Source organism: Shewanella litoralis, from assembly GCF_009828585.1.
GTDB classification, from domain to species: domain Bacteria; phylum Pseudomonadota; class Gammaproteobacteria; order Enterobacterales; family Shewanellaceae; genus Shewanella; species Shewanella litoralis.
This window is the reverse complement of sequence record NZ_WSRZ01000007.1, coordinates 21,759-44,696: the sequence shown is the minus strand read 5'-3', so window position 1 is coordinate 44,696 and position 22,938 is coordinate 21,759. Positions and strand designations below refer to the sequence as shown.

The window sequence follows — 22,938 nt, the reverse complement described above, 5'->3', positions numbered from 1 at the left end:
AAAAGTAAGACAATAAAATTTAACTTAATTAGCAACACGTTACTGGGTTTAGCTTAGCATAATCAACTTTTTTAATAAGTATACAATAAGGATTTTTTACCCTATGAAAGGAATACAGCAGTCGCCTATGGCCGTGCGCAGCTTTGTGGTTATGGCGTGTGTGGTGATTATTTTAGCGGGAATTAAAACCGCCAGCCCAATCGTGGTGCCTTTTGTGTTGTCGGCATTTTTGGCGGTGATTTGTAATCCAGCCATTGTGTTGTTGTCTAGATATCGGATACCTAAATGGTTATCGATTATTTTGTTGATGGCGTTTATCGTGCTGATGGGGCTATGGCTAGCCAGTTTGGTGGGCAGTTCAATTAATGAATTCTCAAAACAAATGCCAGTATATCGCCAGCAATTAATTGAACAGTTTGCTTGGATTATTGAAAAGCTACAAAGCTTTAATATTCAAATATCTAAGCAAAAAGTACTCGATTATTTTGACCCCGGTATGGCGCTATCAATGACCACCAATATGTTATCTGGTGTGGGTAATGTGATGGCCAATTTGTTCCTGATTATTTTGACCATTGTGTTTATGTTATTTGAAGCGCAATCACTGCCTAAAAAATTCCATTTAGCGTTAGACGATCCAGACATGCGCTTAAAGCAAATCGACAAGTTTTTACACTCAGTTAATCAATACATGGTGATTAAAACCTTAGTGAGCCTGGCCACCGCAGGGGTGATTGGAATAGGCCTGAGCATCATAGGTGTCGACTATGCGTTGTTGTGGGCTGTGATTGCATTCTTGTTTAATTATATTCCTAATATCGGGTCGATTATTGCTGCTATACCCGCTGTGTTATTGGCGTTTATTCAAATGGGACCTGGCGCTGCGGGCATTACTGGGCTGTTATATGTAGGCACCAATATGGTGATGGGCAATGTGGTTGAGCCTCGTTTTATGGGCCGCGGCTTAGGCTTGTCTACCCTGGTGGTCTTTTTGTCATTAATATTTTGGGGCTGGCTGTTAGGGTCGGTTGGTATGCTGTTGTCGGTACCATTAACAATGATTGTAAAAATTGGCCTTGAGTCTAGTCAGTCGGGCGGATGGTTAGCGATATTGCTTTCAGATGATGTCGAAGACATCGTTAATCAACCTGAAAATGTCGAGCAAGTTGCTGCCACCTCAGCCGATGACACTGCACAACAAACGGATGAAAGCCCGGTTAATACTGATGATGAACAATCCAAACCATCATAAATTGATGAGTCAATAGAGTAAGTAAGAGAGAGTATGAAGCGTTTTTTACAAGTGTTACCCAGTTTGACTGTTGGCGAAGATGTTTGTCGTTTATTTCATGGTCGTGGCGGTTTATTTGCTGGCGATGAACACCTTTGTTTAGACTGGTACAAACCGGTATTACTGCTCACTAGCTTTAAAATGTTAGACTATGAGCAACGTGATGAATTGGTGAGTGCCATTGTGGACTTTTGGCAATCAACCTACCCAAATCAGCCGCTGAATTTAGTTTACCAATATCGCCATGGTGGCCAAACCTTTAGCGACTTGTTGTTTGGTGAAGTGCCTGAACAACACGTAGTGACTGAAAACGGTGCCCGCTTTTTGGTGCATTTACTGCGCGGTCAAAACCATGGCCTATTTTTAGACATGGCCAATGGCCGAACATGGGTTAAGCAACATTCGAAGCATAAAAAAGTGCTTAATTTGTTTGCTTACACATGTGGGTTTTCGGTGGCAGCCTTGCAAGGTGGCGCCGATGAAGTGGTTAATATGGACATGAGTAAAGGCGCGTTAAGTATTGGTAAGCAAAACCATTTACTTAACGATTTACCTGTTGGAGCCCGTTATTTAGGCCATGATATTTTTAAGTCCTGGGGCAAGCTAACAAAGTTAGGGCCTTATGATTTAATCGTGGCAGACCCGCCAAGCAACCAACGTGGCAGTTTTGTGGCCACCAAAGATTATGAGCGTCTGTTAAAACGTTTACCAGACTTGTTAGCGCCGCAAGGGGAAGTGTTATTGTGCCTTAATGCACCTGAACTTGGATGTGATTTTTTAATGCAGCAAGTGGCCAATACAGCACCGCAATTGACCTATGTTGAACGCATTGACAATCCAAGTGTATTTGCTGACATCGATGAGCAAAAATCACTCAAAGTATTGCGTTATCGCTTAAGCTCACTTTAAAGCAAGCATAATGAAATAAAGCCGACCTCCACAAAGGGTCGGTTTTTTTTATGGGTGTTTGTCTACTACACTTAATAAACACCTTGAGGGTTATAAGGTTGCTTTACCGCTGATGCCAGACGTTGTTATACAGGAACCACAAGACCGAATGTTTGTTAGCTAAATTGCAAAAAAATGCAGTGAGCAGCATTAACGAATACAACCGACATGTCTAACATAAAACATTTCTTTTTTGGCAGCGGCTCCTTCGCTGAGCTAAATATATTTACATTGCTAGATCATCATCCAGCCGCCTAATTTAACATGTTCGTATTTTGAACAAATCTCAATATAAAACGTTCTACAAGTCCAATTATTGACAGAAAAAAAACACTTATTTTAGCAAAAGGTGATATTCATCAATTAATCGCTAAATAAGTCTTTATTTAATCGATATTTATGCTTAAGAACTTCGATCTGAATAATGATTTCTCTAATTTGATGATCTAGATCATATAACCCTTAGTTTACCAATTTGTGAGTATATAGTTTGTTAATTGATAAACGGTAAAATTCTCCCGAGTCCTAATTAAGAAACAACAAATATAAGCTTATGTGTTGTTTTATCCCCCACTACTGGAGGGTCTATGAGTAAAGATACTACTAATTTAAAAGGTTTGGAGCTGAAGATATTCATCTTTTTGACCGTGTTTTTAGCGCCAATTTTATCAGTGCTACTGGTCAGTGCACTGGGCTTTAGCATTTGGTTTAGCCAAATTTTAACAGGGCCTCCAGGCGCGGGTTAATCCATCAATCAAATAAATAAAATAATTAATATGAGAGTGATGTAATGAGCAATGAACTGCACGTAACCAGCCTAATTGTCCAAGTGCAACCTGAAAAGATGGCTGAAGTAAGACAGAAAATAATGGCCATCAAAAATGCTGAATTATCAGCTAATAATGACGTTAAGTTAGTGGTTGTTGTTGAAGGACCAAGCCAAAAGTCGTTGATGGACGATATCTCAACGATTAATGCCATTCCTGGTGTGTTGTCGGCCACCATGGTGTATCACCAAAGTGAAGTGCTAGAAGAGGGTGAAATATGAAAATGAATAGACGCGATTTTATGAAAGCCAATGCCGCTATCGCCGCGGCAAGTGTTGCTGGTTTAGCTTTGCCTACTTCGGCAAGTAACCTTATCACTAGCTCAGAACAAACTAAACTCGAATGGAACAAAGCCCCTTGTCGTTTTTGCGGTACAGGTTGTTCTGTTATGGTTGCCACCCGTGACGGTAAAGTAGTTGCTACCCATGGTGACGCGAAAAGTGAAGTGAACCGCGGCTTAAACTGCATTAAGGGTTACTTCCTTTCTAAAATTATGTACGGTCGTGACCGTCTGCAAACGCCTATGTTACGTATGACCGATGGTAAATACGACAAACATGGCGAATTCACTCCAATTAGTTGGGAAAAAGCCTTCGACACGATGGCTGAGCGCTGGAAAGCGACCATTAAAGCCAAAGGACCGACTGCGGTAGGTATGTTTGGTTCTGGTCAGTGGACGGTATGGGAAGGCTACGCTGCGGTTAAGTTAATGAAAGCGGGCTTTGGTTCAAACAACATCGACCCTAATGCTCGTCACTGTATGGCCTCTGCCGTGGGTGGCTTTATGCGTACCTTTGGTATCGATGAGCCAATGGGTTGTTATGACGATATGGAAGCGGCTGATGCATTTGTGCTTTGGGGCTCTAACATGGCCGAAATGCACCCCATTTTATGGACTCGCGTTACCGACCGTCGTTTAAGTGCTCCACACGTTAAAGTTGCTGTGTTGTCTACCTTTGAGCACCGCTCATTTGACTTGGCCGACTTACCGATTGTATTTACGCCACAAACCGATTTAGCGATGCTTAACTTTATTGCCAATTACATTATCCAAAATGGCAAAGTAAACAAAGACTTCATCAACAAGCACGTTAACTTCCGTAAAGGCACTACCGACATTGGTTATGGTTTGCGTCCAACGCATCCATTAGAAATGAAAGCCAAAAACGTGGCGACAGCGGGCGACTCAACGCCAATCGACTTTGATGAATTTGCTAAATTTGTTGCCGACTACGATGTTGAATCGGTCAGTAAATTATCGGGCGTGCCTGAACACAAATTGATTGAATTAGCTGAATTGTATGCTGACCCTAATCGTAAAGTGACCTCATTCTGGACCATGGGCTTTAACCAGCATACCCGGGGAGTGTGGTGTAATAACCTTATTTATAACATTCACTTACTTGTGGGTAAAATTTCTACGCCAGGTAACAGCCCATTCTCGTTAACCGGCCAGCCATCGGCTTGTGGTACTGCACGTGAAGTGGGTACATTCTCGCATCGTTTACCTGCCGATATGGTTGTCACAAACCCTGAGCACAGGAAACACGCTGAACACATTTGGCACATCCCAAGCGGCATCATTCCTGCCAAGCCTGGTTACCATGCCGTTGAACAAAACCGTCGTTTAAAAGATGGCGATTTAAACTGTTACTGGGTGCAAGTGAACAACAACATGCAAGCTGGCCCTAACATTAACGAAGAAGGTTTACCGGGTTACCGCAATCCTGAAAACTTTATCGTAGTGTCAGATGCTTACCCAACAGTTACCACTCAAGCGGCTGACTTAATTTTACCGACAGCGATGTGGGTAGAAAAAGAAGGTGCATACGGTAACGCCGAGCGTCGTACTCAATTTTGGCATCAAATGGTTAAAGCACCCGGTGAGTCAAAGTCAGATCTTTGGCAGTTAATGGAATTCTCTAAGCGCTTTACCACTGATGAAGTGTGGCCAGCTGAAGTATTAGCGGCTAACCCACAATTTAAAGGTAAAACCTTGTTTGAAGTGCTTTACCAAAATGGCAATGTTGAGAAATTCCCATTAAGCGATGCTGATCCTAAATACTTAAATGATGAAGCAAAGCACTTTGGTTTTTATGTGCAAAAAGGCTTGTTTGAAGAATACGCCACCTTTGGTCGCGGCCACGGCCACGATTTAGCAGACTTTGATGTTTACCACCAAGAGCACGGCTTACGTTGGCCTGTAGTGAATGGCAAAGAAACTAAATGGCGTTTCCGTGAAGGGTCTGATCCATACGTTAAAGCCGGTAAAGACTTTGAATTCTATGGTAAGCCAGATGGTCGTGCGGTCATTTTTGCATTACCTTATGAGCCTGCTGCAGAAGAGCCGGATGAAGAATACGATATCTGGTTATCGACAGGCCGTGTACTTGAGCATTGGCATTCTGGTTCAATGACGCAACGCGTACCTGAACTGTATAAAGCCTTCCCTGATGCTGTGTGCTTTATGCACCCAGATGATGCTAAAAAACGTGGTTTACGTCGTGGTGATGAAATCCGAGTGATTTCTCGTCGTGGTGAAATTAAAACTCGTGTTGAAACCCGTGGTCGCAACAAACCGCCTGTTGGCTTAGTGTTTGTTCCTTGGTTTGATGCCAGCCAGCTCATTAATAAAGTGACGTTAGATGCGACAGATCCTTTGTCTAAACAAACCGACTTTAAAAAATGTGCCATTAAGATTGTAAAGGCTTAAGGAGACAGACCATGAAAACAGGTAAATTATTATCAATTATCGCGTTATTAGGTTTCTCTGTCAGCGTAATGGCGACCAGCGTACCTGAAGAAAAAATCGATACATTGCGTTTAGCACCCATTAACGTAGAACCGACTCCGCCAGCCATGCAAGCGGTGATCAATACTGATGTTAAGCAAGTGCGTAACTATCCTATGCAGCCACCGGTTATTCCACATAAGATTGACGGTTATCAGATTGATCTTAAAGTGAATAAATGTATGCAGTGCCACGCTCGTACCAGCACAGGTCATTCACAGGCGCCGATGGTGAGTGTGACGCACTATATGGACCGCGACAATAATTTTTTAGCAGATTTGTCGCCACGTCGTTATTTTTGTACCCAGTGTCATGCACCGCAATTGGATGCGAAATTGTTAGTTGAAAATGACTTCGTTGACATTGATCACTTAATTAAAGCGAAAGCCGCGGTTAAGCACTAGGAGTCAATATGTTAGCAAAACTGCTTGAACAACTAAAACTGGTATGGAAAATTCTGCTTCGTCCGAGTGTCCATTACAGTCTTGGCTTTTTGACCATCGGTGGCTTTATTGCGGGGATTATTTTCTGGGGTGGTTTTAACACTGCTTTAGAATTAACTAACCGCGAAGAGTTTTGTATCGGTTGTCACGAAATGGAAAACAACGTTTACCAAGAGTTGCAAACAACGATTCACTTTACTAACCGCAGTGGTGTGCGTGCTACGTGTCCTGATTGTCACGTACCGCACAACTGGACCGATAAAATTGCCCGTAAAATGCAAGCATCTAAAGAAGTGTGGGGTAAGGTATTTGGTACCATTAACACCCGTGAAAAGTTTGAAGCAAAGCGTCGCCATTTAGCTGAAAATGAATGGAACCGCCTTAAAGCCAATGACTCTTTAGAGTGTCGTAACTGTCATAACTTTGATTATATGGATTTTACCCGTCAGTCTAAGCGTGCATCGCAAATGCATTCAACGTCTTTAGCTAGCGGCGAAAAAACCTGTATCGATTGTCATAAGGGGATTGCACACCAATTACCTGACATGGCAGGTGTAGAGGGTTTCTAAAGGCTTTCAAGATACACTTAAATGAACAAGGCCAGCAATTTGCTGGCCTTATTTTTGTCTCACTAAAATACTATTAACTGAAACACTATTAAGAGTACTCATCGCGATCTTGGTGATAACAACAGCCTTTAAGACAAATCGACTTGTCTGCCAATTACATCAATTAAATACTCAGTAAAATCATGGCCGTGATTTTGTAACATCTTCGGGAACATCGAAATTGGTGTTAGCCCTGGGAAGGTGTTGATTTCATTGAGTAGAATTTGATTATCTTGAGTTAAAAAGAAATCAATACGCGATAAATGACGTAGCTTCATGCCTTTAAAGGCTTTAATGGCATAATCTCGAATTTGCTGGCTAACTTCTGGACTGAGATTATCTGCTACAACATCGGTGCGTGCTTTACTGTTTTTAGCGTACTTTTCTTCAAATGAGTAAAAGGTATTGCTGTCGCAAATAATCTCACCGGGTAAGGTTGCCACTACTTCACCTTGGTATTCGTACACCGCCACTTCTAACTCGCGAGCATGAATGGTTTGCTCAACCACCACGTAAGGTGCGTAACTAAAGGCATCTTTAAGTACATTGGCGATGTTGGCTTTGGCATCGACTTTATAACAGCCCACAGACGAGCCCTGAGAAGCGGCTTTAACAAACACCGAGCCCCACTGGTCAAATGCTGCTTCAGTCTGCTTAATGGCATCATCGTCAAGTTGATGTAAAAAGATGTACGGCGTATTAGGTACACCCAACGCTGAAAACCACATTTTAGCGGTGATCTTGTTAAAGCAATTGCTTGACGCTTCAGACTCGCAGCCAAAGTAGGGCAGTTGGATTAAGTTAAAGTACGACTGAATATCGCCTGTTTCACCTGGAAAGCCATGAATACAAGGAATAACATAATCAACCGACCAAGCCGGTGTGTTGTTGTCTTCAAAGCGGATTTCACGGCGGTTGGTTAAATCGCATAATTTACCGTCTTCGGTGTGGTAATGCCCGTGCTCGTCGAGTACTAATTTAAGTACCGAAAATTTATCTGACGTTGCCAGTGATGACTCAAAAAAACGTGCAGACATTAACGAAATATCGTGTTCTGCACCGCCACCGCCGCACAATAACAGCAGATTAATTTTTGGCATGTTTACTCCTGAAAGACCAATAAAAATGGGCTAGGTTGGAATTCGATTAGCCCTAAAAAAGTGTGCTTATGATAATGACCCACAGCCATGCAGTGCAAGTAAGAGTTAATAATATTTCAGCTTATTTGACGAGGATTTTGAAGTTGGTGCCCGAATTGGGATAATAACGTATCATCTATTTTGTTCATCATCCTCAGATAAGGTTGAGAATCGTCGCCAAAAGTTTGCGGCAATAATGTACATGTTAAGGTGCTTAACACACCGGTGTTCATTGCTTAACATTACGCCTCTTTATACATGTATAAAGAGGCGTGAAAATGATAATCACAATGCTGCTATTTATTCGGCTCAAGCACGCATTAAAGCTTAGTACGTTAGCAAGGCTTTAGCCGCGTAGCCGTCGCTATTTAAAAGCGATAAGTTAAGTTTACTGAACCGTTAACAGGTGCGCCGTAATAGCCAATAGTAGCCAGGCTATTAATGTATTTCTCATCAGTGAGGTTATTAATGTTAGCTCTTAGGCTAAGGTCTTCCGATACATCCCAGTTGGCAAATGCATTCACTACGATATACGCGTCTTGCTCGACATTGTAATCAACGTTTTTGGTTTTAGACTGCCATCGACCGCCCAATCCAACACTCACTTCAGGTAATTGTGGCAAGGTATAATCCATCGAGAAGTTAACTACGTTGCGAGCGGCCCACTCATTTGCTTTATCGCCGTTTTCGTCTTCAACATCAAGCAAGGTATAACCAAATACCGCATTAAGATTCTCTGTTACACGTCCGGTGACTTCGACTTCAAAGCCCTTTGATTCGACATTAACCCCTTTGTAATAGTAATTGCCGTTGGCATTTAGGCCGGCGTAGCTTGCGAGGTTATTTTGCTCTGCACGAAATAACGCAAAGGTTGCCATTAAGTCGTTATCAAGCCATAAGGTTTTAAGCCCTAACTCGTAGTTAACACCTTTGGTTGGCGCTAAAAAATACCCATCATAATCATACTGCTCTTGCGGCTGGTAAATATCTGAATAACTAAAATAAGTGTTAATATCATCTGTGATGCTGTAAACCACACCCGCATAAGGGCTAAACTCGCTCTCATCGTTGTCGATATCTACGCCGCTATTCACACCCTCGCGGGTGTATTTTATTGCATTAAAGCCTGCCACCATAAATAGGCTGTCATTGATATTGTATTTGGTTGAACCATAAGCGCGAAGCAAGCTTACATCGATATCGGAGTATTCTACTTTATCGCCCCATTCAGGCTCTGGAATGGCATCAAGGGCATAAGGGAAAGCAGGTGTTGGCCCATATGCCGGCGTCGCGGCAAAATCAAATGGGTACTGGTACATGTACTTTTTGCTTTGTGAACCGCTTAACCCCAAAGTCAATTCGTGGTCTTGACCAAATAAGCCATAATGGCCAATGGTGGTGATGTCTAAAATGTCTGCTGAAAAGTCAGTATCGTAACGCCCTGGCCAGCCATTTAAGCCTAGGCCCGTGTTTTTATCTATGGTGCCAGAGGCATAAAATAGTTTACTTTCATCTTCTAGCCCCTGGTGATTATAGGCAACTTTAAGGTCCCAATCGTTGGGTAATATATAAGTGTACTCTACAAAAGCCGTGGTATTGATGGTGTCCCACATGGTCCATTCTTGCGTGGTGCTTGCGCTGGTATCCCACTCTGCCTGGGTGCCGTCAGTATAATTGAATACTAATCCACCCCAGGTGTTTCCGTCTGTGTTGGCATCTTGGTAAGAAAAACCTAACGTTAGGGTCGAATTGTCTGTAAGTTGACCATCAACCACAGCGTAAAGATAACCACGGTCGTTTTCTAGGCCATCTAGGTATGATTCTTTATCTTCGACTACGGCAACAACTCTAGCTGCCCAGCTGCCACTTTCTGTTAACAGGGCAGAATAATCCGCTTGCACTCGCTTAAAATCGTCTGAGCCGTATGACACACCAACTTCACCTTGATTTTCGTTCGTTGGGCGTTTACGCACATAATTAATTGTACCGGCAGAATTACCTATACCTGTGAGTAAGCCGTTTGCGCCGCGAATAACCTCTACTTTTTCATAACCGTATGCTTCCATCGCCCCGGTCACAATCCCCCAATCATTGGGCAAACCAACACCATCAATTTGGGTGCTTTTAATTTCAAAACCGCGAGAGGTATATTGCGTTCGGTTGGTTTCCCACTCTTCAACACTGATACCGGTAGCAAGACGGAGTACATCATTTAGGTTGTTGGCAGCAAAATTGCTGATTTGTTCGTTGCTGACCACACTGATTGATTGCGGTGTCTCATCAATCTCCATGGTTAATCCGGTCGCACCTTGGCTAACACGTTTATAGCGTACGCCTAATATTTGGATTTTTTCTATATTTTGGTCATTGTTATCAGCATTTTGTTGCTCGGCTGCATGGGCTAGGGGTTGCACAAGAAAACCCATAGCCAAAACTAATGTTGAAAGTGCAAAGGTGTGTTGAAGTTTCATGTTTTGCCTTATCTGTGTCTTTTTAACGATGAATAATAAAAACGAGTGAACCATATTACTGGTTAGACCTTAATGATATTGCTAATGATTATCATTAACAACCATATATTCTAGATGATTACGTAAAAATGCTAGCTTCAACCCAAAATTTACAATTGATAATAATTATCATTCGATACTTGTTGAGATTAATTATCAATCGTATTAGCATGTGGCCAATACTGGTCTTTACACTGGCCGCGAATAAATTTGGAAGACAGATGGCAAAACTTAGTAATCGATTTTGGTTTAGGCTCCATGGCTGGTTTTCTCTACCCGTGTGGATCATTTTTTGTTTTGTGTGCCTTACAGGGACTATTTCAGTCATCAGCCATGAGTTAACCTGGCTGACTAATCCTGAAGCTCGTGCAGGTAATCCACAGCATGTAGTAGAAAAGCCGATGTCAGAACTGGTTGAAATTGTTCAGCAAGCGCATCCAACGGCCAGTATTACCACGGTAATGAGTTTTGAGTCTTATTTGGTGAATGCGGTTATTTTTAGCGATAAGGATGTGCCGTTCGCTATTGCTTATGTCAACCAATATACAGGCGAAATTCAAGGTGTTAACCACGGAATAACCTTCATCAACTTTATGCGGTCTTTGCATGGTTGGTTGCTGTTTCCTTGGCACAGCAATTACAGCGTGGGCTACTATATTGTTTGTGCAATGGCCATTGTGATGCTTGGAGCACTCATCACTGGACTGGTGATCTATAAAAATTTCTGGCGTGCTTTTACTCAACCTAAATTACGCATCACTCAAGGTAAAAAAACACTGCTTGCAGATTTGCATCGTCTAGCCGGAGTATGGTCTATGTGGTTTTTACTGCTCATGAGCATTACTGGTTTGTGGTATTTGGCACAAGCGATGATGTGGCATAATCACATTGAGCTCGAAGAGCACGCACCGTTAATTGAAGTAAGTCAGGTGCCTTTGTCGTCTAATGACGCGCCGACAAGACCTTATACACTGTCGAATGCATTACACGTTGCTGAGCAGCAGTTTCCAGACTTTAAAAGCACCTATGTGATGCTGCCAGAGCACCAAAGAGATACGTATAAAGTGTATGGTCAAGGCGATCATATTTTTTATGACCAGTATGCCTATGGGGTAACAGTTAACCCCTGGAACGGCAATGTTGAGAGCGAGCGTTCACCAGCAAAAATGACCACGTTACAAACGCTATCGCACATTGCCGATCCGCTGCATTACGGCACAATTGGTGGGCTGTGGACAAAAGCGATTTGGTTTGTTTTTGGCATTTTTCTAACGGGCATGTCTATTACAGGCTTTTTAATGTGGGGAGGGCGAACCGTTAAAGCAGCCAAAGCTAATGTAGACGACACCTCGAGTGTTAACTCGCATTTTGTTAAACAGGAGAGTCACTAATGGCCCGCTTGAAACACACGATTTGGAACCGTTACAAATATAAAATCAATGGCTTAATATTAGTGCTGGTGGGCTATTTTTTATATCAGTCTCTGTTTCCGCAATTTCCTGATGCGCTGCCTACTCAGGCGTTGGGTGCATTTGAAGTCACCCCAATTCCTTATAATGTGGATGCCCCATATCTGCATGATGGCACTTATACCAAAGACTTTTTACTCTTATTCAGTAAAGGGCAAGTGAATACTATCCGTCAGGCATATTTAACTATTGGTACTGATCCGCTACCTTTGGCGACTTTACAGCTAGGTGACGCAGGGATATTGCACGGCAGCCAACATGGACAAGAAGTGCATGCTCTTGCGCCTGAAGTATTACTTGCAGAACATAAAATCTGGCTGACGATTGAGAATTGGCAAGGGCAACAACAAGTGACGAGTTGGGCTTTACCAGAGGTGTTATATTCACCTCACTGATTGCTAGCCTTATGCTGTTGGGCGTTATTTGCCGGTTGTTGGTATTTAACAATTGCCAGCAATAATGCCCCACCGTTAAATACCAAAGGCTTTACGCTCCGATTCACATTCATATTCGGCCATTTCAAACTCACGGCAAATAAGCGGTCTTAGTTCGTAAATTGAACACATCATAGTGTCTCTGTCTAGGGCGGCACACCAACCATCATCAAGTCGGCGCATTACTTCTCCGCCCCAATCATCTTTGGCTATATAAGCTTTAGGCACGCCGGTTTCGGTAATTAACATCACTTCTAAACGGCAGCAACACGCTTGGCAGTTTGAGCAGGTTATCGGGTTTGGGTTTAGCGTAGCGGTGTCGATAGCACTGCCTGATTGAGGCGAAGCACTAGGAGCAATATCGGTAAACTTGGCAATAAGATTTGAAGGCATTAAAGGCTGCGGTTAACTATTTTGCCTAAGGATACCGTAAATTGGATTGGTTATCCTAATCGCTCACAAGAAAATAACCAATCAAACGATGATTGATGGTTTGATGGTTATTTTTCTGTGTCATATCAATAACGTTAAAATTAAAGTTTTACGACTTTACCGGTTAATGCTACTCCAGCCATCAATGTGCCAGCACCACACTGTGGTGAGAATATGTTTACAGTTTGATTAGACCATGAAAATGACCAAGCTTATTTCTACCTCCCCATTCTTACCCCCACAATCGCCAGGCTAAACCTGATGCGCGTGAGGTGGCCTGTTGGCTGGCTTTTTCAAATATGTTTGCGCTGCCTAAGCAATAAAAATGGTTTTTAGCGCGGGTGATGGCGGTGTATACCAGCTCTTTGGTGAGTAACTGCCATTGGGCGATGCTAGGGCGTATGGGCAGCACAAAGCTGACTTTATCAAATTCGCTGCCCTGGCTTTTGTGTACTGTCATGGCGAAGCAGGTTTCGTGGCTTGGCAATCTGGCGGGTAACACTTTTAATAAGCTGCCATCTGCCATGACAAAATGGGCCATTAAGCGCTCTGGTTTATTGCGGTCTTGTAAAATTAAGCCAATGTCGCCATTGAATAAGCCTAGGTTGTAATCGTTACTTTGAATAATGATTGGCCTACCAAGGTAAAACTCACCTTGAGCATGGATTAATCGGGCTTGTTTTAAGCTTTCAGTCACAGCAATGTTAATGCCTTCAACGCCAAATTCACCGGCGCGCATGGCGCATAAAATACGGTATTGGTTAAAGCTGTCGATAATGGCTTGTTCGCTGTGTGGTAGCACAATTGGTGCATTTTGCTCTGGATCTGTGTGTTGCTCGCGGTCAGTTTGTCGCTGTAAGTATGACAATATTGCCTGTTGATTGGCGTTAACTTGCTGCAAATATTCACCATAAGCCTGTACCGACAGTGCCAGTAACTGTTGTTTACCCGTATTATCACCTTGGGCATTTTGTTGGTGTTCATACCAATTCAGCTCGGCGTGTTGCTGGCGCCACACCTGACGGATAGCTGCCACGTTGGCCTGATTGACGGCATTTGCGAGTAAGCCAATACCTGCATCGCCTTTAAAGCGATGACTGTGCATTAACATGCATAAGCTGTCGCCGATTTTAGGCTGTGGGTGAATAAACTGACTCACATCTTGGCCTGTCAATTGGCCAATTTGCTGCGCCTGGGCCTGGCTGTAACGCATTGACCATGGCGAAGACGCGGGTGAGGGCATATTGTCTTGCCCATGCTTTAAACCAATGCAAATGTCGGCTAATACTGCGCCTGCTTCAACGGAGGCAAGCTGGTCTTGATCGCCCAGTAAAATCAATCGGCCATGGGCGGGTAAGGCGCTGAGTAGCTTGTGCATCATGGGTAAATCGACCATTGAGGCTTCGTCGACCACTAATAAGTCGAGCCGTAATGGATTGTCTTGATGATGCCTAAATTGATGCGAGTTAGGAATAACCCCTAAGAGTCGGTGCAGTGTTGAGGCTTCTTCTGGGATGTTGGTGAGTGCTTCAATTAGTACGTTTGCAATGCTTTGGTCGGCTAATTGGGTCAACTCTTTGTGCAAACGCTGTTTTGAAGCTTTAATCGATTCACTTAAGCGTGCAGCGGCTTTACCTGTGGGCGCGACTAGGCGAATGGTTAAATTCGATTGGGTAAGCAGCAATAATAATAACTTGGTTACCGTGGTGGTTTTACCGGTACCCGGACCACCAGTGATCACTGCTAATGCATTGATGAGCGCGGTGGCAGTGGCGATTTTTTGCCAATCGATAGTGGCAGAATTAGCCGTTTGTTTAGTGGGAAATAAGCTGTCGATAAGCTGTGGCAATTGGCTTTGGCTTAAATCAATACGGATTTTCTGGCTGGCAAGCTGGGTCAGTTTATTAGCGACTTGGGTTTCAAAAAAGTGGTATTTATTAAGGTATAAACGGCCATGCTCTAAAATTAATGGCTTATTGTCACCGGGCAAACCGACAGCGTCAAACTGACTGATTTGTTCAATCAGTTGGCTATGACTTAGGCTGATTTGGCAGTTAATTTGTGCATATTTGTGGCTGTCTTCTGTCATTGGGTTAGCTAAATTAATTTGCTCAATAACCAAACAGCTGTGCTGATTAGACAGCTGCTGGCTTAATAACGCGCACACTAACAAAAACAGCGATGTTGCACTGTTATCTGGCTGTAATGGCTGCTGCACGTTTTCAGTATTAGCCGCTGTGTTCTCTACAGAAGTGTCAGCTGATACTTGATCTGGCATAGATTCAATACTGGCAAGCTCAAGAGCAAAGTGACGGTCAAGCGGGGTTAATAAGCGCTGTTGTTGCCATTGTTTAAGCAATAACTCGATAGGTTGGCTGAGCATTAGCATGTTGGCGTCTCCAAAACAGCGTGAGTCGCATCGCCATTAAATAGGCTGTCGAGTTGCTCAATTAGCGCTTGGGGTGGTTTGTCAAAAAACACGCCGCTGCCAGGGTGTTCTGGGCTCATGCCGCGTAAGAATAAGTAATAGCAGCCGCCTAGATGTTGCTGGTAATTATAGCCGGGTAGGCGTAAGCGTAAATAACGATGCAATGCCAGGGTATACAAGATGTACTGCAAGTTATAGCGGTGGCTATTAATGGCTTGGGCCATGGCGCTTTCGCTATAGTCGCTATACTTGTCGCCAAGGTGGTTAGACTTATAATCGGCAATATAATAGCGGCCCTGGTGCTCAAAGGTTAAATCGATAAAGCCTTTTAACATGCCTTGCAAGGTGTCAAAGTCGAGCCCGGCGACATAGCCGTGTTGCTGTAAAATATGGTTTAACTGCTGCGCTTGTAAGGTGGAGATAGGCAGATAAAACTCCATTTCGACACTGGTTTGTTTTGGCGGCAATTGCATTAGACTAATGGCATCTGAGTCATTGTGAACCGATTGATGCTTGGCTAACGGTGTGGCTAAAATATGCTGATACCACAGGCTTAACGGTTCAAACCATAATGTTTCATCAAAACCATATTGTTTCATGGCTTTTTGCAGTGCGCCGGCAAGTTCGGTGTCTGCTTGGGTAAAATCAAACAACTCTAATACCAAATGCATAAAGCTACCGGCGTTAGCGCCTCGCTCAAAGCTAAAGCGGTCGAGTTGTGGTTCAATGAGTTCGTCATCTCGTAACTGCAATTGCAGTAGCTCATCGCTAAAGTCTTCATCATCAGCACCCGGAGCGACGCGCTCATGGGGCAAGTGTTTCACTAAGCCTGAGTAACTGCCGACTCGCCAGGCTAAACTTGGCTTACGCGTGACTGCTTTAGCGCTTAAGTGCACATCGCTATCATCAATGCTGGCCAATGCCGAGGTATCAATGTTGTCGCTTATTTGGTTTACGCTGATGGCATCAATTGTGGCGATTTTGTCGACCTGCGCTTTGATTAAACTAAACTCAGTATGTTTGCCGATAATCCCCAATAAATAGCCAATTCCGGTTTCGTGCAGTTGGCTGCTGATGCCCGCTTTGAGCTTGCGACTTTGATTGGCAATGTATAAATAACACACATAAATCGGCCGAGTTAAGGCCACGTACAATAAGCGCAAATCTTCGGCGAGGGTTTCTTGTTTAAGCTGTTCCCAGCCTTCATCTGTGGCGTCTATGTCCCACACTAACTGTTCATCTTGGTGATATAACATCGGTGACGGACGACGGCTGTTATTTCTGGCGAGGCTGATAAATGGCACAAAACACACAGGGTATTCAAGCCCCTTACTTTTGTGGATCGTCACAATTTGCACCAGGTTTTGCTCGCTCTCAAGGCGCAGCTGTTGCTCATCGCCACCTTGAGTGTCGATGAGTTGTTGCTCATACCAATTGATTAGGGCGCTACTGCCGTCAAGCTCGGTGGCTTTTTGCTGCAGTAACTCGGCTAAATGCCTAAAGTCGGTAAGGCGGCGCTCGCCCGAACCTTTACTGTTTGCCGCAGTGTCACTGTCGTCAGTATCGTTAATGTGCTCGCTTTTAAGCTGCTCTGTTTGCGACAGATAACGATGAATTAATTGGGTTTCGCTGGCAAAGTTAAGTAGCGCTGGCATGACGCCGCGTTTAAGCCATAACTCGTGCCAATGAATAAATTGATTAAGCACCTGTTGGCGCTGTTCTTCATCCTGGTTAAATTGATGAATTTGTAATGCGCTGTAACCCACTAACTCGGTAGCAAGGGCGGCACGGATGGCTCGCTCATCTTTTGGGGTGGCGAGAGCGTACAACAATAGCGCCATTTCGCGTGCTTCTAGGGTGTTAAATACGCTGTCGCGGCTTAAAAATACTGCGCCAATTTTTCGTGCTGATAGCTCAGCTTTCATCACCGCGGCTTCGTTGCGATCGCGCACCAGCACAGCAATGTGTTTCGCAATGAGCGGTTCGCCTTCAGAGTTACCTTTGCTGTTTATGGTGCATAAACCTTGCTGCGCTTCGGTTAATAAGCGTTTTATTTCACTGGCGGCGTCGGCGGCAAGTATTTGTCTGGCGGTGGCTTTATTTAAGCCAAGCTCACTGTCTTCGGCGAGTAATTTAATCCGTAACGCGCTTGGGTCTTTTGTCGCTTCGGTTAACAACTTATGAGCGGATGCTGGTGGCGTATTGACTTGGTCGTAAGGGATTTCATCGCTAATAAACGGATTGCTGTGCTGGCTAAATAATTGATTAACGCCGTCTACTAACTTGGTCGATGAGCGATAGTTTGTCTCTAAATTATAGTGCGCTTGTGTTTGCTGCCTAGCGGCAATATAGGTGTAAATATCGGCGCCGCGAAAAGCGTAAATGGCTTGTTTAGGATCGCCAATCATTAACAAACTGAGCTTGCCTGTTTGCTGGTTGTTTGCGTCAGCTTGCTCAGGGCTGTTTGTTTCATCTTGCTCAAGGCTGTTTGCTTCAATCTGCTCAAGGTCGTTCTCTGCCACAAGTTCAAGTTGAGAGGCCAGCGGTTGCTGGTAGACCTGGTTAAAAATAGTAAATTGCAGTGGATCGGTATCTTGGAACTCATCAATTAATGCCACCGGAAATCGCTTGGCTATTGCCTGGCCTAAGGTGTGCGGATTTTGGCTTAATGCCATGGCCAAACTGAGCAGTAAATCATCGGGCGTCATTAAGTTGCGTTGCTGCTTTTGTCCGGCAAAACGTTGGCGGATCCCTTCACGAGCGCGTACTAAAAATGACGGAATTAATTGATTAATGAGCTCAAGTAACTTGTCGATATGTTCAAGCAAGGGGGCTTCAGCTGCGCTGGGTAGTACACCGCCTTTGTTGAGTTTAAGCTCTGATAATGCAATTTGTTCTAAGGCTTTAATCGGCGGTAAACCCTGGCCGAATGTTGCCCAGTTGCTTATGTCGTCAAACACCTTGGCAAGCTTAGGGTAACCGTCGCTTGCTTTACCAAAACGTTGACCATTGAGAGGCAGTTTATGCAGCAATGCCAGGGTGTCGTTGTGTTTGCCTCGCCATAATAAATTAAAGCGATTTAGGCTTTTGCTTAACTCTGAGCTGAGTTTATCAAATGCCAGTGGCTGGTTTGATAATTGCGCCTGACTGGCGCCAAGTAAAGGGCGTAAATTTTGTGCCAGCGCATCGGGTTCGGCAAATTTATCGCTAATCGCTTCGGCTAAAAAAGGTGGTAATGGATAACAGACCTCACGCCAAAAATCGCGCACGGCATGATGTAAAAACTCGCTATCATCAAGAGTGAATTCTGATTCAAACAGGAGTGAGGATTCAAAAGCCATATCGGATAAAATACGCTGACAAAAACCATGAATGGTAAAAATGGCGGCTTCGTCTAACGATTTTAAGGCTAAATCCAGGCGGCGCAGTGCGATAGGGCGTTCATCTTCGCTAATGTTTTGATATAGCTGTTCAATAAACGGATCGTTAATGGGTAAGCCTAAAAAACGCTTAAACGCGAGGTTGATACGTTTGCGGATCCGGTCACGCAGTTCTTCGGTGGCGGCATTGGTAAAGGTCACTACCAAAATTTGTTCACAACTCAGTGGTGCATTGCCGCCATGGCCGAGTAATAAACGTAAATACAAACCCGATATGGTATAGGTTTTACCCGTACCGGCGCTGGCTTCAATTAAACTGGAACCTGCAAAGGGCAGGGTTAATGCGTTTAACGGGGTGACTTTATTGTCGCTGCTGGCTTGCTTCATTGTTTCGATCCCGAGCTCGAACGGGTAATACTGACAACATCAGCTGATTTTGGCGCATTAGGGGTAGTTATTTCACTGACAAAGCTTTCAAGTTCTGCCAGTTTATCTTTGTGATACAGGCTTATCATGGGCTGTAATAAATGCTCGACCAGTTGGCCAAAACCTTCCTGGCTAAAATCATCGGGGAAGTTAAATAAACGCTGATTATGCGGGTCAAAGGCTTCGCCAAATTGGGTTTGGCCATCGTCCCATTTCGCTTCGGCTTTAAGCAGTTTATCTTCGTGCTCACCTTCAGCTTCTGCGTAAGCAAAGGCGGTTTTAGGCATAAAACACAGTGGTTGGCGCTGGCCTTGAATAAAGCACACAATAAAGCGCATCAGTTGTTCGCGGGCTTGCTCGGCGGTGATGGGGGCAAAAGCATGAAAATGACCAATATCGAGTAAGTAACTGTAGCCTTGTTTGGCTTTATGTTGCGCAGTTGGTACTACTTGATCTGCCATGGCATTAAGGCATAAGTGACGTAAATAGACTCTAATAAAGTCGCGGCCGTGTGCAGTACCTGGGCGATAATTAACCAGGCCTTTTGGCAAGATATCGTCTATGCGGCCAACCAAATTAACCCGAATTTTTGAGGCATTATCTTCAGTGGCTGACTCGAGATTCAAGTCAAAATTGAGGTCGATATTCACCGTGTGCATGGGCTGCTCGTCTTGCAAAAACTGCACTCGGTTTATTAATGGCACGATGTCGCGCTGATATTGCGCTAACAAGATATTATCAAACGGTGCCATGGGCAGCTCGCCACTGGCTTTAAGGCGGCTAATTAGCGCATCGTTTGGTACGCTGAGCTTATTGTCGATGGCGTTATCTATCATCGATAATTGCAATATAAAGCGCTCTAATGCATTGAGACTGAATGGCTCATCGTTATCATCTGCTTGAATATCTAATGATAAATCCACTTTTAAACTGCGATTAAAAAAGAATTGTGCTGGATTTCGATAAAAGCGGATCAGCGATGACAGCTCTAATTCGACCACTTTATTACCTTGGTTATCTATATGACTATGGGCAAACACTTCGTCGGCTTGCTCGGCTGATAATGGCAATGGTTGATTAAAAAATGGCATACTAATCATTCCTTGTTTAGCAGGTGGACACCACTGTGAATTATAGCTTTGCTGTAGTGGGTTGTTGTTGCGGTTTATGCGAAATAATTTAGCATCAAACGGCTGTAATGGCTGTGCTTGGATTAGTTGCTGTAACACGAGGTTGTCGGCGTCATCATTGCTGACCTCATGGCCGTTTTCAAGCTGATGTTTAAGCGTTGATGGCAAGTAACTTAATTGGCAATATTCAATTAATTCTGACACTAGCATTGAGGCAATCCGTTCGGCATTGTCGCGTTCGCTGTGGCCAATATAGCTGATGTACAGTTGTTGCCTGGCAGATAAGAGCGCTTCTAAAAATAAGTATCTGTCGTCTAAACGGCGTGAGCGGTCACCTTTTTTAGGGCCAAAGTGAGCCATTAAATCAAAACCGACAGGGTGCTGAACTCGGGGGTATACGCCATCGTTCATACCTAACAAGCATACAACATTAAATGGAATTGAGCGCATTGGCATTAAGGTACAAAAGTTAATGCTGCCGGCAAGGTAGCGTTGGCCAACACGAGACTCGGTAAGGCGTTGGTTAAACCATTGCTTTAATACTTCAATATTGACCTGACCTTGATGTCCGGCGCTTTCAAGCTCTGTTTCTAACACGACTAAAGCGTCACGTATCGCTTGGATTTGTTCGCGTTCGTCATCATTGGTGTCGTAACAGTCGGCCAATAATTGCTGTAATTGGGCCAAACGTTGTTGGGTGCTAAAGTCGCCGGCAAATAAGCTGTAGTAGGTGTCGATAGTTTCTAAAAAGTTAAGCAGTTTACCTAATGCTTGCGACGACTGACCTTCAACGCCTTGTACGGTTAACGTGCCTTGATATATCTCAGCCTGGTCGTTAAACGCATAACCTAAAATTAGGCGTTTAATGCCAAATGCCCATGAGTTTTGTGCAAAGGGCGCCACCCCTAATTGGCTGCGTGTATCTTGATCGCGGCCCCAGCGAACATTGGCCTGATCCAACCAACGGCGAATAAGCGACAGTTCATCATCATCGAGATCGAAACGGCGTAAAATGGCCGGTACTTCTAAAATGCTGATAATTTCAGTTAAACCAAAACGGCTTTGATTGATATTAAGCAGAGTTAAAAAGCTATTAATCAGTGGTGACTCTTGCGCTGCGCCGCGATCGGCAATGGCGTAGGGCAGGTAGTAGTCGCCTTTTTGTGGATTGGTGTCGGCAAAGTATTGGCTGTTTGCTGTGCCAAATACGGCGTCGATAAACGGTGCATATGCAGCGACATCTGGCATCATCACCACAATATCTTTAGGGCGTAAACTGCTGTCGTTGGACAATAACTCAAGCAAATGATCGTGCAGGGTTTCGACTTCTCTTAAGGCACTGTGACAACTGCGAAGGGTAATTGAATTGTCGTTAGTGTGGAGTTCTCGTCTGGCGCCTAAGTCCTGGTAAATGTCAGCATCTGGCCCTAATGGTTGCCCGAGGGTTTCCATTTGTAAAATGTCGTACTGTACGCCATGCAATAGGTTGTCTGGTGTGGGTTCAACATAACAATCGTAACCAAAATCTGTGTGCTCGGGCGGCAAACTGAGCATTAAATCGAGTAATTCGCGGCCCATTTGACCATTGTTGGCCAGTAAAGGGTTACCCACTTCTAGTTTGTCTTCCCAGCCCTGGTCGAGTTGTTTTTTGTTGGCATATTGCAGTGCCATGCGCGCTCTGGCTTTGGGCTCGATGATGTCGCCCCAATAATGCTGACACGGGCTTAGCGACAACATAATCACGTCTATTCTTGAGGCTAAATGGTAAAGCACCTCAAGGGTTTGTGGCGGCATGGATGAAATACCAAACACATATAAGCGCTCAGGTAACATGGATAAATCGGTGTCAGGGTTTATCAATGCTGCCAGTAAGTCGGCGTGTAAATTAGCGCGATGATAATGGCTGGCTTGTAGCTGGTGGCGATTGTAATCGGCCAGTGCACGCCACAAAATAGGTTGCCAGCGTTGATTGTCATCGAGTTCAAGTTGGCTATTGATTTGGCTGAGCGGTAAGTTTTGCTCCCAGGCGAGAATCCACTCAGGGCGATACACCAAATATTGGTCAAATATATCGGCAATGCGACCACATAATTGAAATAACTTAATCGCCTCGTGGGCGGTGTCGTTAGTTTGCAGTGTGTGGCTGGTTTTACTGGCACCTTCTGGGCTACTTGTCGCTTCGAGATCGATGATTAATGTGTCGGGTCGCGTATTATCAAGGGTGATCTGCGGGCTTAAGTATTGCTTTAATGGGCTAAAGTCGCTGTTGTCTAGCAAACTTGGCAATAAATCCATTAATTTCCAGGTCATTGCCGCTTTAGTAAACGCATTATCTTTTGGCACGTTGGGCAGTAAGTCATGGCATAACTGCCAGGTAAAACTCGATGGCAGTGGAAAGGTTAGCGCCGCCGCAATACCATTGTGCCTGGCCACTTCTAACCGTAACCAGGTCGACATACCGGGACTTTGCACCAGAATATGTTCACCGCTCAATACACTCAGGTTATCGGAGCTAATCGCCAACAATTTTGCTAGCTGCTGTGATAACACTTCCATTTGATTTGATTGAATTAAGGTAAGCATGAGCCACTCGCTGATTCGACATTAATTCATTCTATGGACTCTAGAGAACTTCATCAATCAAAACTGTGCTTATTGATAATATAGCCTGCTGGTTGCTGA

General features: G+C 44.1%; 15 protein-coding genes. 9 read left to right on the top strand and 6 right to left on the bottom strand.

Features of this window, described 5'->3' with window-relative positions; genetic code table 11:
- Nucleotides 1-103 precede the first annotated feature (103 nt).
- From GQA99_RS07685 to GQA99_RS07655, 7 genes are all read left to right on the top strand, one after another.
- A complete protein-coding gene (locus GQA99_RS07685) occupies nt 104-1,252 on the top strand; it encodes an AI-2E family transporter (protein ID WP_160053318.1) in 1,149 nt (382 codons plus the stop codon).
- A gap of 33 nt (nt 1,253-1,285) precedes the next feature.
- Complete coding sequence (locus tag GQA99_RS07680) at nt 1,286-2,200, top strand: class I SAM-dependent methyltransferase (protein ID WP_160053317.1); 915 nt, start codon at nt 1,286-1,288, stop codon at nt 2,198-2,200.
- A gap of 626 nt (nt 2,201-2,826) precedes the next feature.
- Nucleotides 2,827-2,985: a periplasmic nitrate reductase, NapE protein gene (locus GQA99_RS07675; RefSeq protein WP_160053316.1), complete on the top strand. Its 159-nt coding sequence runs from the start codon at nt 2,827-2,829 to the stop codon at nt 2,983-2,985.
- Between the two features lie 44 nt (nt 2,986-3,029).
- A complete protein-coding gene (locus GQA99_RS07670) occupies nt 3,030-3,287 on the top strand; it encodes a chaperone NapD (protein WP_160053315.1) in 258 nt (85 codons plus the stop codon).
- A gap of 2 nt (nt 3,288-3,289) precedes the next feature.
- Nucleotides 3,290-5,779 carry a nitrate reductase catalytic subunit NapA gene (gene napA / locus GQA99_RS07665; protein WP_160053314.1) on the top strand — a complete coding sequence of 830 codons (2,490 nt, stop codon included), beginning with the start codon at nt 3,290-3,292 and terminating at the stop codon, nt 5,777-5,779.
- A gap of 11 nt (nt 5,780-5,790) precedes the next feature.
- Nucleotides 5,791-6,261, top strand: a complete 471-nt coding sequence (locus GQA99_RS07660) for a nitrate reductase cytochrome c-type subunit (protein WP_160053313.1) — start codon at nt 5,791-5,793, stop codon at nt 6,259-6,261.
- A gap of 20 nt (nt 6,262-6,281) precedes the next feature.
- Nucleotides 6,282-6,869 carry a cytochrome c3 family protein gene (locus tag GQA99_RS07655; RefSeq protein WP_160053409.1) on the top strand — a complete coding sequence of 196 codons (588 nt, stop codon included), beginning with the start codon at nt 6,282-6,284 and terminating at the stop codon, nt 6,867-6,869.
- Between the two features lie 128 nt (nt 6,870-6,997).
- On the opposite strand, the gene GQA99_RS07650 is transcribed toward GQA99_RS07655, so the two are convergent.
- Nucleotides 6,998-8,008 (bottom strand): D-alanine--D-alanine ligase, encoded by a 1,011-nt coding sequence (locus GQA99_RS07650; RefSeq protein ID WP_160053312.1) that lies wholly within the window; start codon nt 8,006-8,008, stop codon nt 6,998-7,000.
- 407 nt (nt 8,009-8,415) lie between these two features.
- Entirely contained in the window at nt 8,416-10,518 is a 2,103-nt protein-coding gene (locus GQA99_RS07645) for a TonB-dependent siderophore receptor (RefSeq protein WP_160053311.1), read from the bottom strand.
- 260 nt (nt 10,519-10,778) lie between these two features.
- Between GQA99_RS07645 and GQA99_RS07640 the strand changes: the two genes are divergently transcribed.
- Together GQA99_RS07640 and GQA99_RS07635 are read left to right on the top strand one after the other, a co-directional pair.
- Nucleotides 10,779-11,948 (top strand): PepSY-associated TM helix domain-containing protein, encoded by a 1,170-nt coding sequence (locus tag GQA99_RS07640; protein ID WP_160053310.1) that lies wholly within the window; start codon nt 10,779-10,781, stop codon nt 11,946-11,948.
- Nucleotides 11,948-12,421, top strand: coding sequence for a PA2404 family protein (locus GQA99_RS07635; protein WP_160053309.1), 474 nt, complete (start codon nt 11,948-11,950; stop codon nt 12,419-12,421). Before GQA99_RS07640 ends, GQA99_RS07635 begins: the two co-directional genes overlap by 1 nt.
- Nucleotides 12,422-12,496: 75 nt before the next feature.
- Here GQA99_RS07635 and GQA99_RS07630 read toward each other — a convergent pair whose 3' ends face one another.
- The 4 genes from GQA99_RS07630 to recC all read right to left on the bottom strand — a co-directional run bounded on the left by GQA99_RS07630 (nt 12,497) and on the right by recC (nt 22,839).
- The gene (locus tag GQA99_RS07630; protein WP_160053308.1) at nt 12,497-12,853 is read right to left on the bottom strand and encodes a YkgJ family cysteine cluster protein; all 357 of its coding nucleotides are present in this window, start codon (nt 12,851-12,853) and stop codon (nt 12,497-12,499) included.
- Between the two features lie 271 nt (nt 12,854-13,124).
- Complete coding sequence (gene recD / locus GQA99_RS07625) at nt 13,125-15,281, bottom strand: exodeoxyribonuclease V subunit alpha (protein WP_160053307.1); 2,157 nt, start codon at nt 15,279-15,281, stop codon at nt 13,125-13,127.
- Nucleotides 15,275-19,087: a UvrD-helicase domain-containing protein gene (locus GQA99_RS07620; protein ID WP_160053306.1), complete on the bottom strand. Its 3,813-nt coding sequence runs from the start codon at nt 19,085-19,087 to the stop codon at nt 15,275-15,277. Before GQA99_RS07620 ends, recD begins: the two co-directional genes overlap by 7 nt.
- Nucleotides 19,084-22,839, bottom strand: coding sequence for an exodeoxyribonuclease V subunit gamma (gene recC / locus GQA99_RS07615; RefSeq protein WP_160053305.1), 3,756 nt, complete (start codon nt 22,837-22,839; stop codon nt 19,084-19,086). Before recC ends, GQA99_RS07620 begins: the two co-directional genes overlap by 4 nt.
- Nucleotides 22,840-22,938 lie beyond the last annotated feature (99 nt).

What these genes read in the sequence shown, in the direction of transcription:
- GQA99_RS07685 (WP_160053318.1), top strand. Translation starts at nt 104, where the DNA reads ATGAAAGGAATACAGCAGTCGCCTATGGCCGTGCGCAGCTTTGTGGTT.
- GQA99_RS07680 (WP_160053317.1), top strand. Translation starts at nt 1,286, where the DNA reads ATGAAGCGTTTTTTACAAGTGTTACCCAGTTTGACTGTTGGCGAAGAT.
- GQA99_RS07675 (WP_160053316.1), top strand. Translation starts at nt 2,827, where the DNA reads ATGAGTAAAGATACTACTAATTTAAAAGGTTTGGAGCTGAAGATATTC.
- GQA99_RS07670 (WP_160053315.1), top strand. Translation starts at nt 3,030, where the DNA reads ATGAGCAATGAACTGCACGTAACCAGCCTAATTGTCCAAGTGCAACCT.
- napA (WP_160053314.1), top strand. Translation starts at nt 3,290, where the DNA reads ATGAATAGACGCGATTTTATGAAAGCCAATGCCGCTATCGCCGCGGCA.
- GQA99_RS07660 (WP_160053313.1), top strand. Translation starts at nt 5,791, where the DNA reads ATGAAAACAGGTAAATTATTATCAATTATCGCGTTATTAGGTTTCTCT.
- GQA99_RS07650 (WP_160053312.1), bottom strand. Translation starts at nt 8,008, where the DNA reads ATGCCAAAAATTAATCTGCTGTTATTGTGCGGCGGTGGCGGTGCAGAA.
- GQA99_RS07645 (WP_160053311.1), bottom strand. Translation starts at nt 10,518, where the DNA reads ATGAAACTTCAACACACCTTTGCACTTTCAACATTAGTTTTGGCTATG.
- GQA99_RS07640 (WP_160053310.1), top strand. Translation starts at nt 10,779, where the DNA reads ATGGCAAAACTTAGTAATCGATTTTGGTTTAGGCTCCATGGCTGGTTT.
- GQA99_RS07635 (WP_160053309.1), top strand. Translation starts at nt 11,948, where the DNA reads ATGGCCCGCTTGAAACACACGATTTGGAACCGTTACAAATATAAAATC.
- GQA99_RS07630 (WP_160053308.1), bottom strand. Translation starts at nt 12,853, where the DNA reads ATGCCTTCAAATCTTATTGCCAAGTTTACCGATATTGCTCCTAGTGCT.
- recD (WP_160053307.1), bottom strand. Translation starts at nt 15,281, where the DNA reads ATGCTAATGCTCAGCCAACCTATCGAGTTATTGCTTAAACAATGGCAA.
- GQA99_RS07620 (WP_160053306.1), bottom strand. Translation starts at nt 19,087, where the DNA reads ATGAAGCAAGCCAGCAGCGACAATAAAGTCACCCCGTTAAACGCATTA.
- recC (WP_160053305.1), bottom strand. Translation starts at nt 22,839, where the DNA reads ATGCTTACCTTAATTCAATCAAATCAAATGGAAGTGTTATCACAGCAG.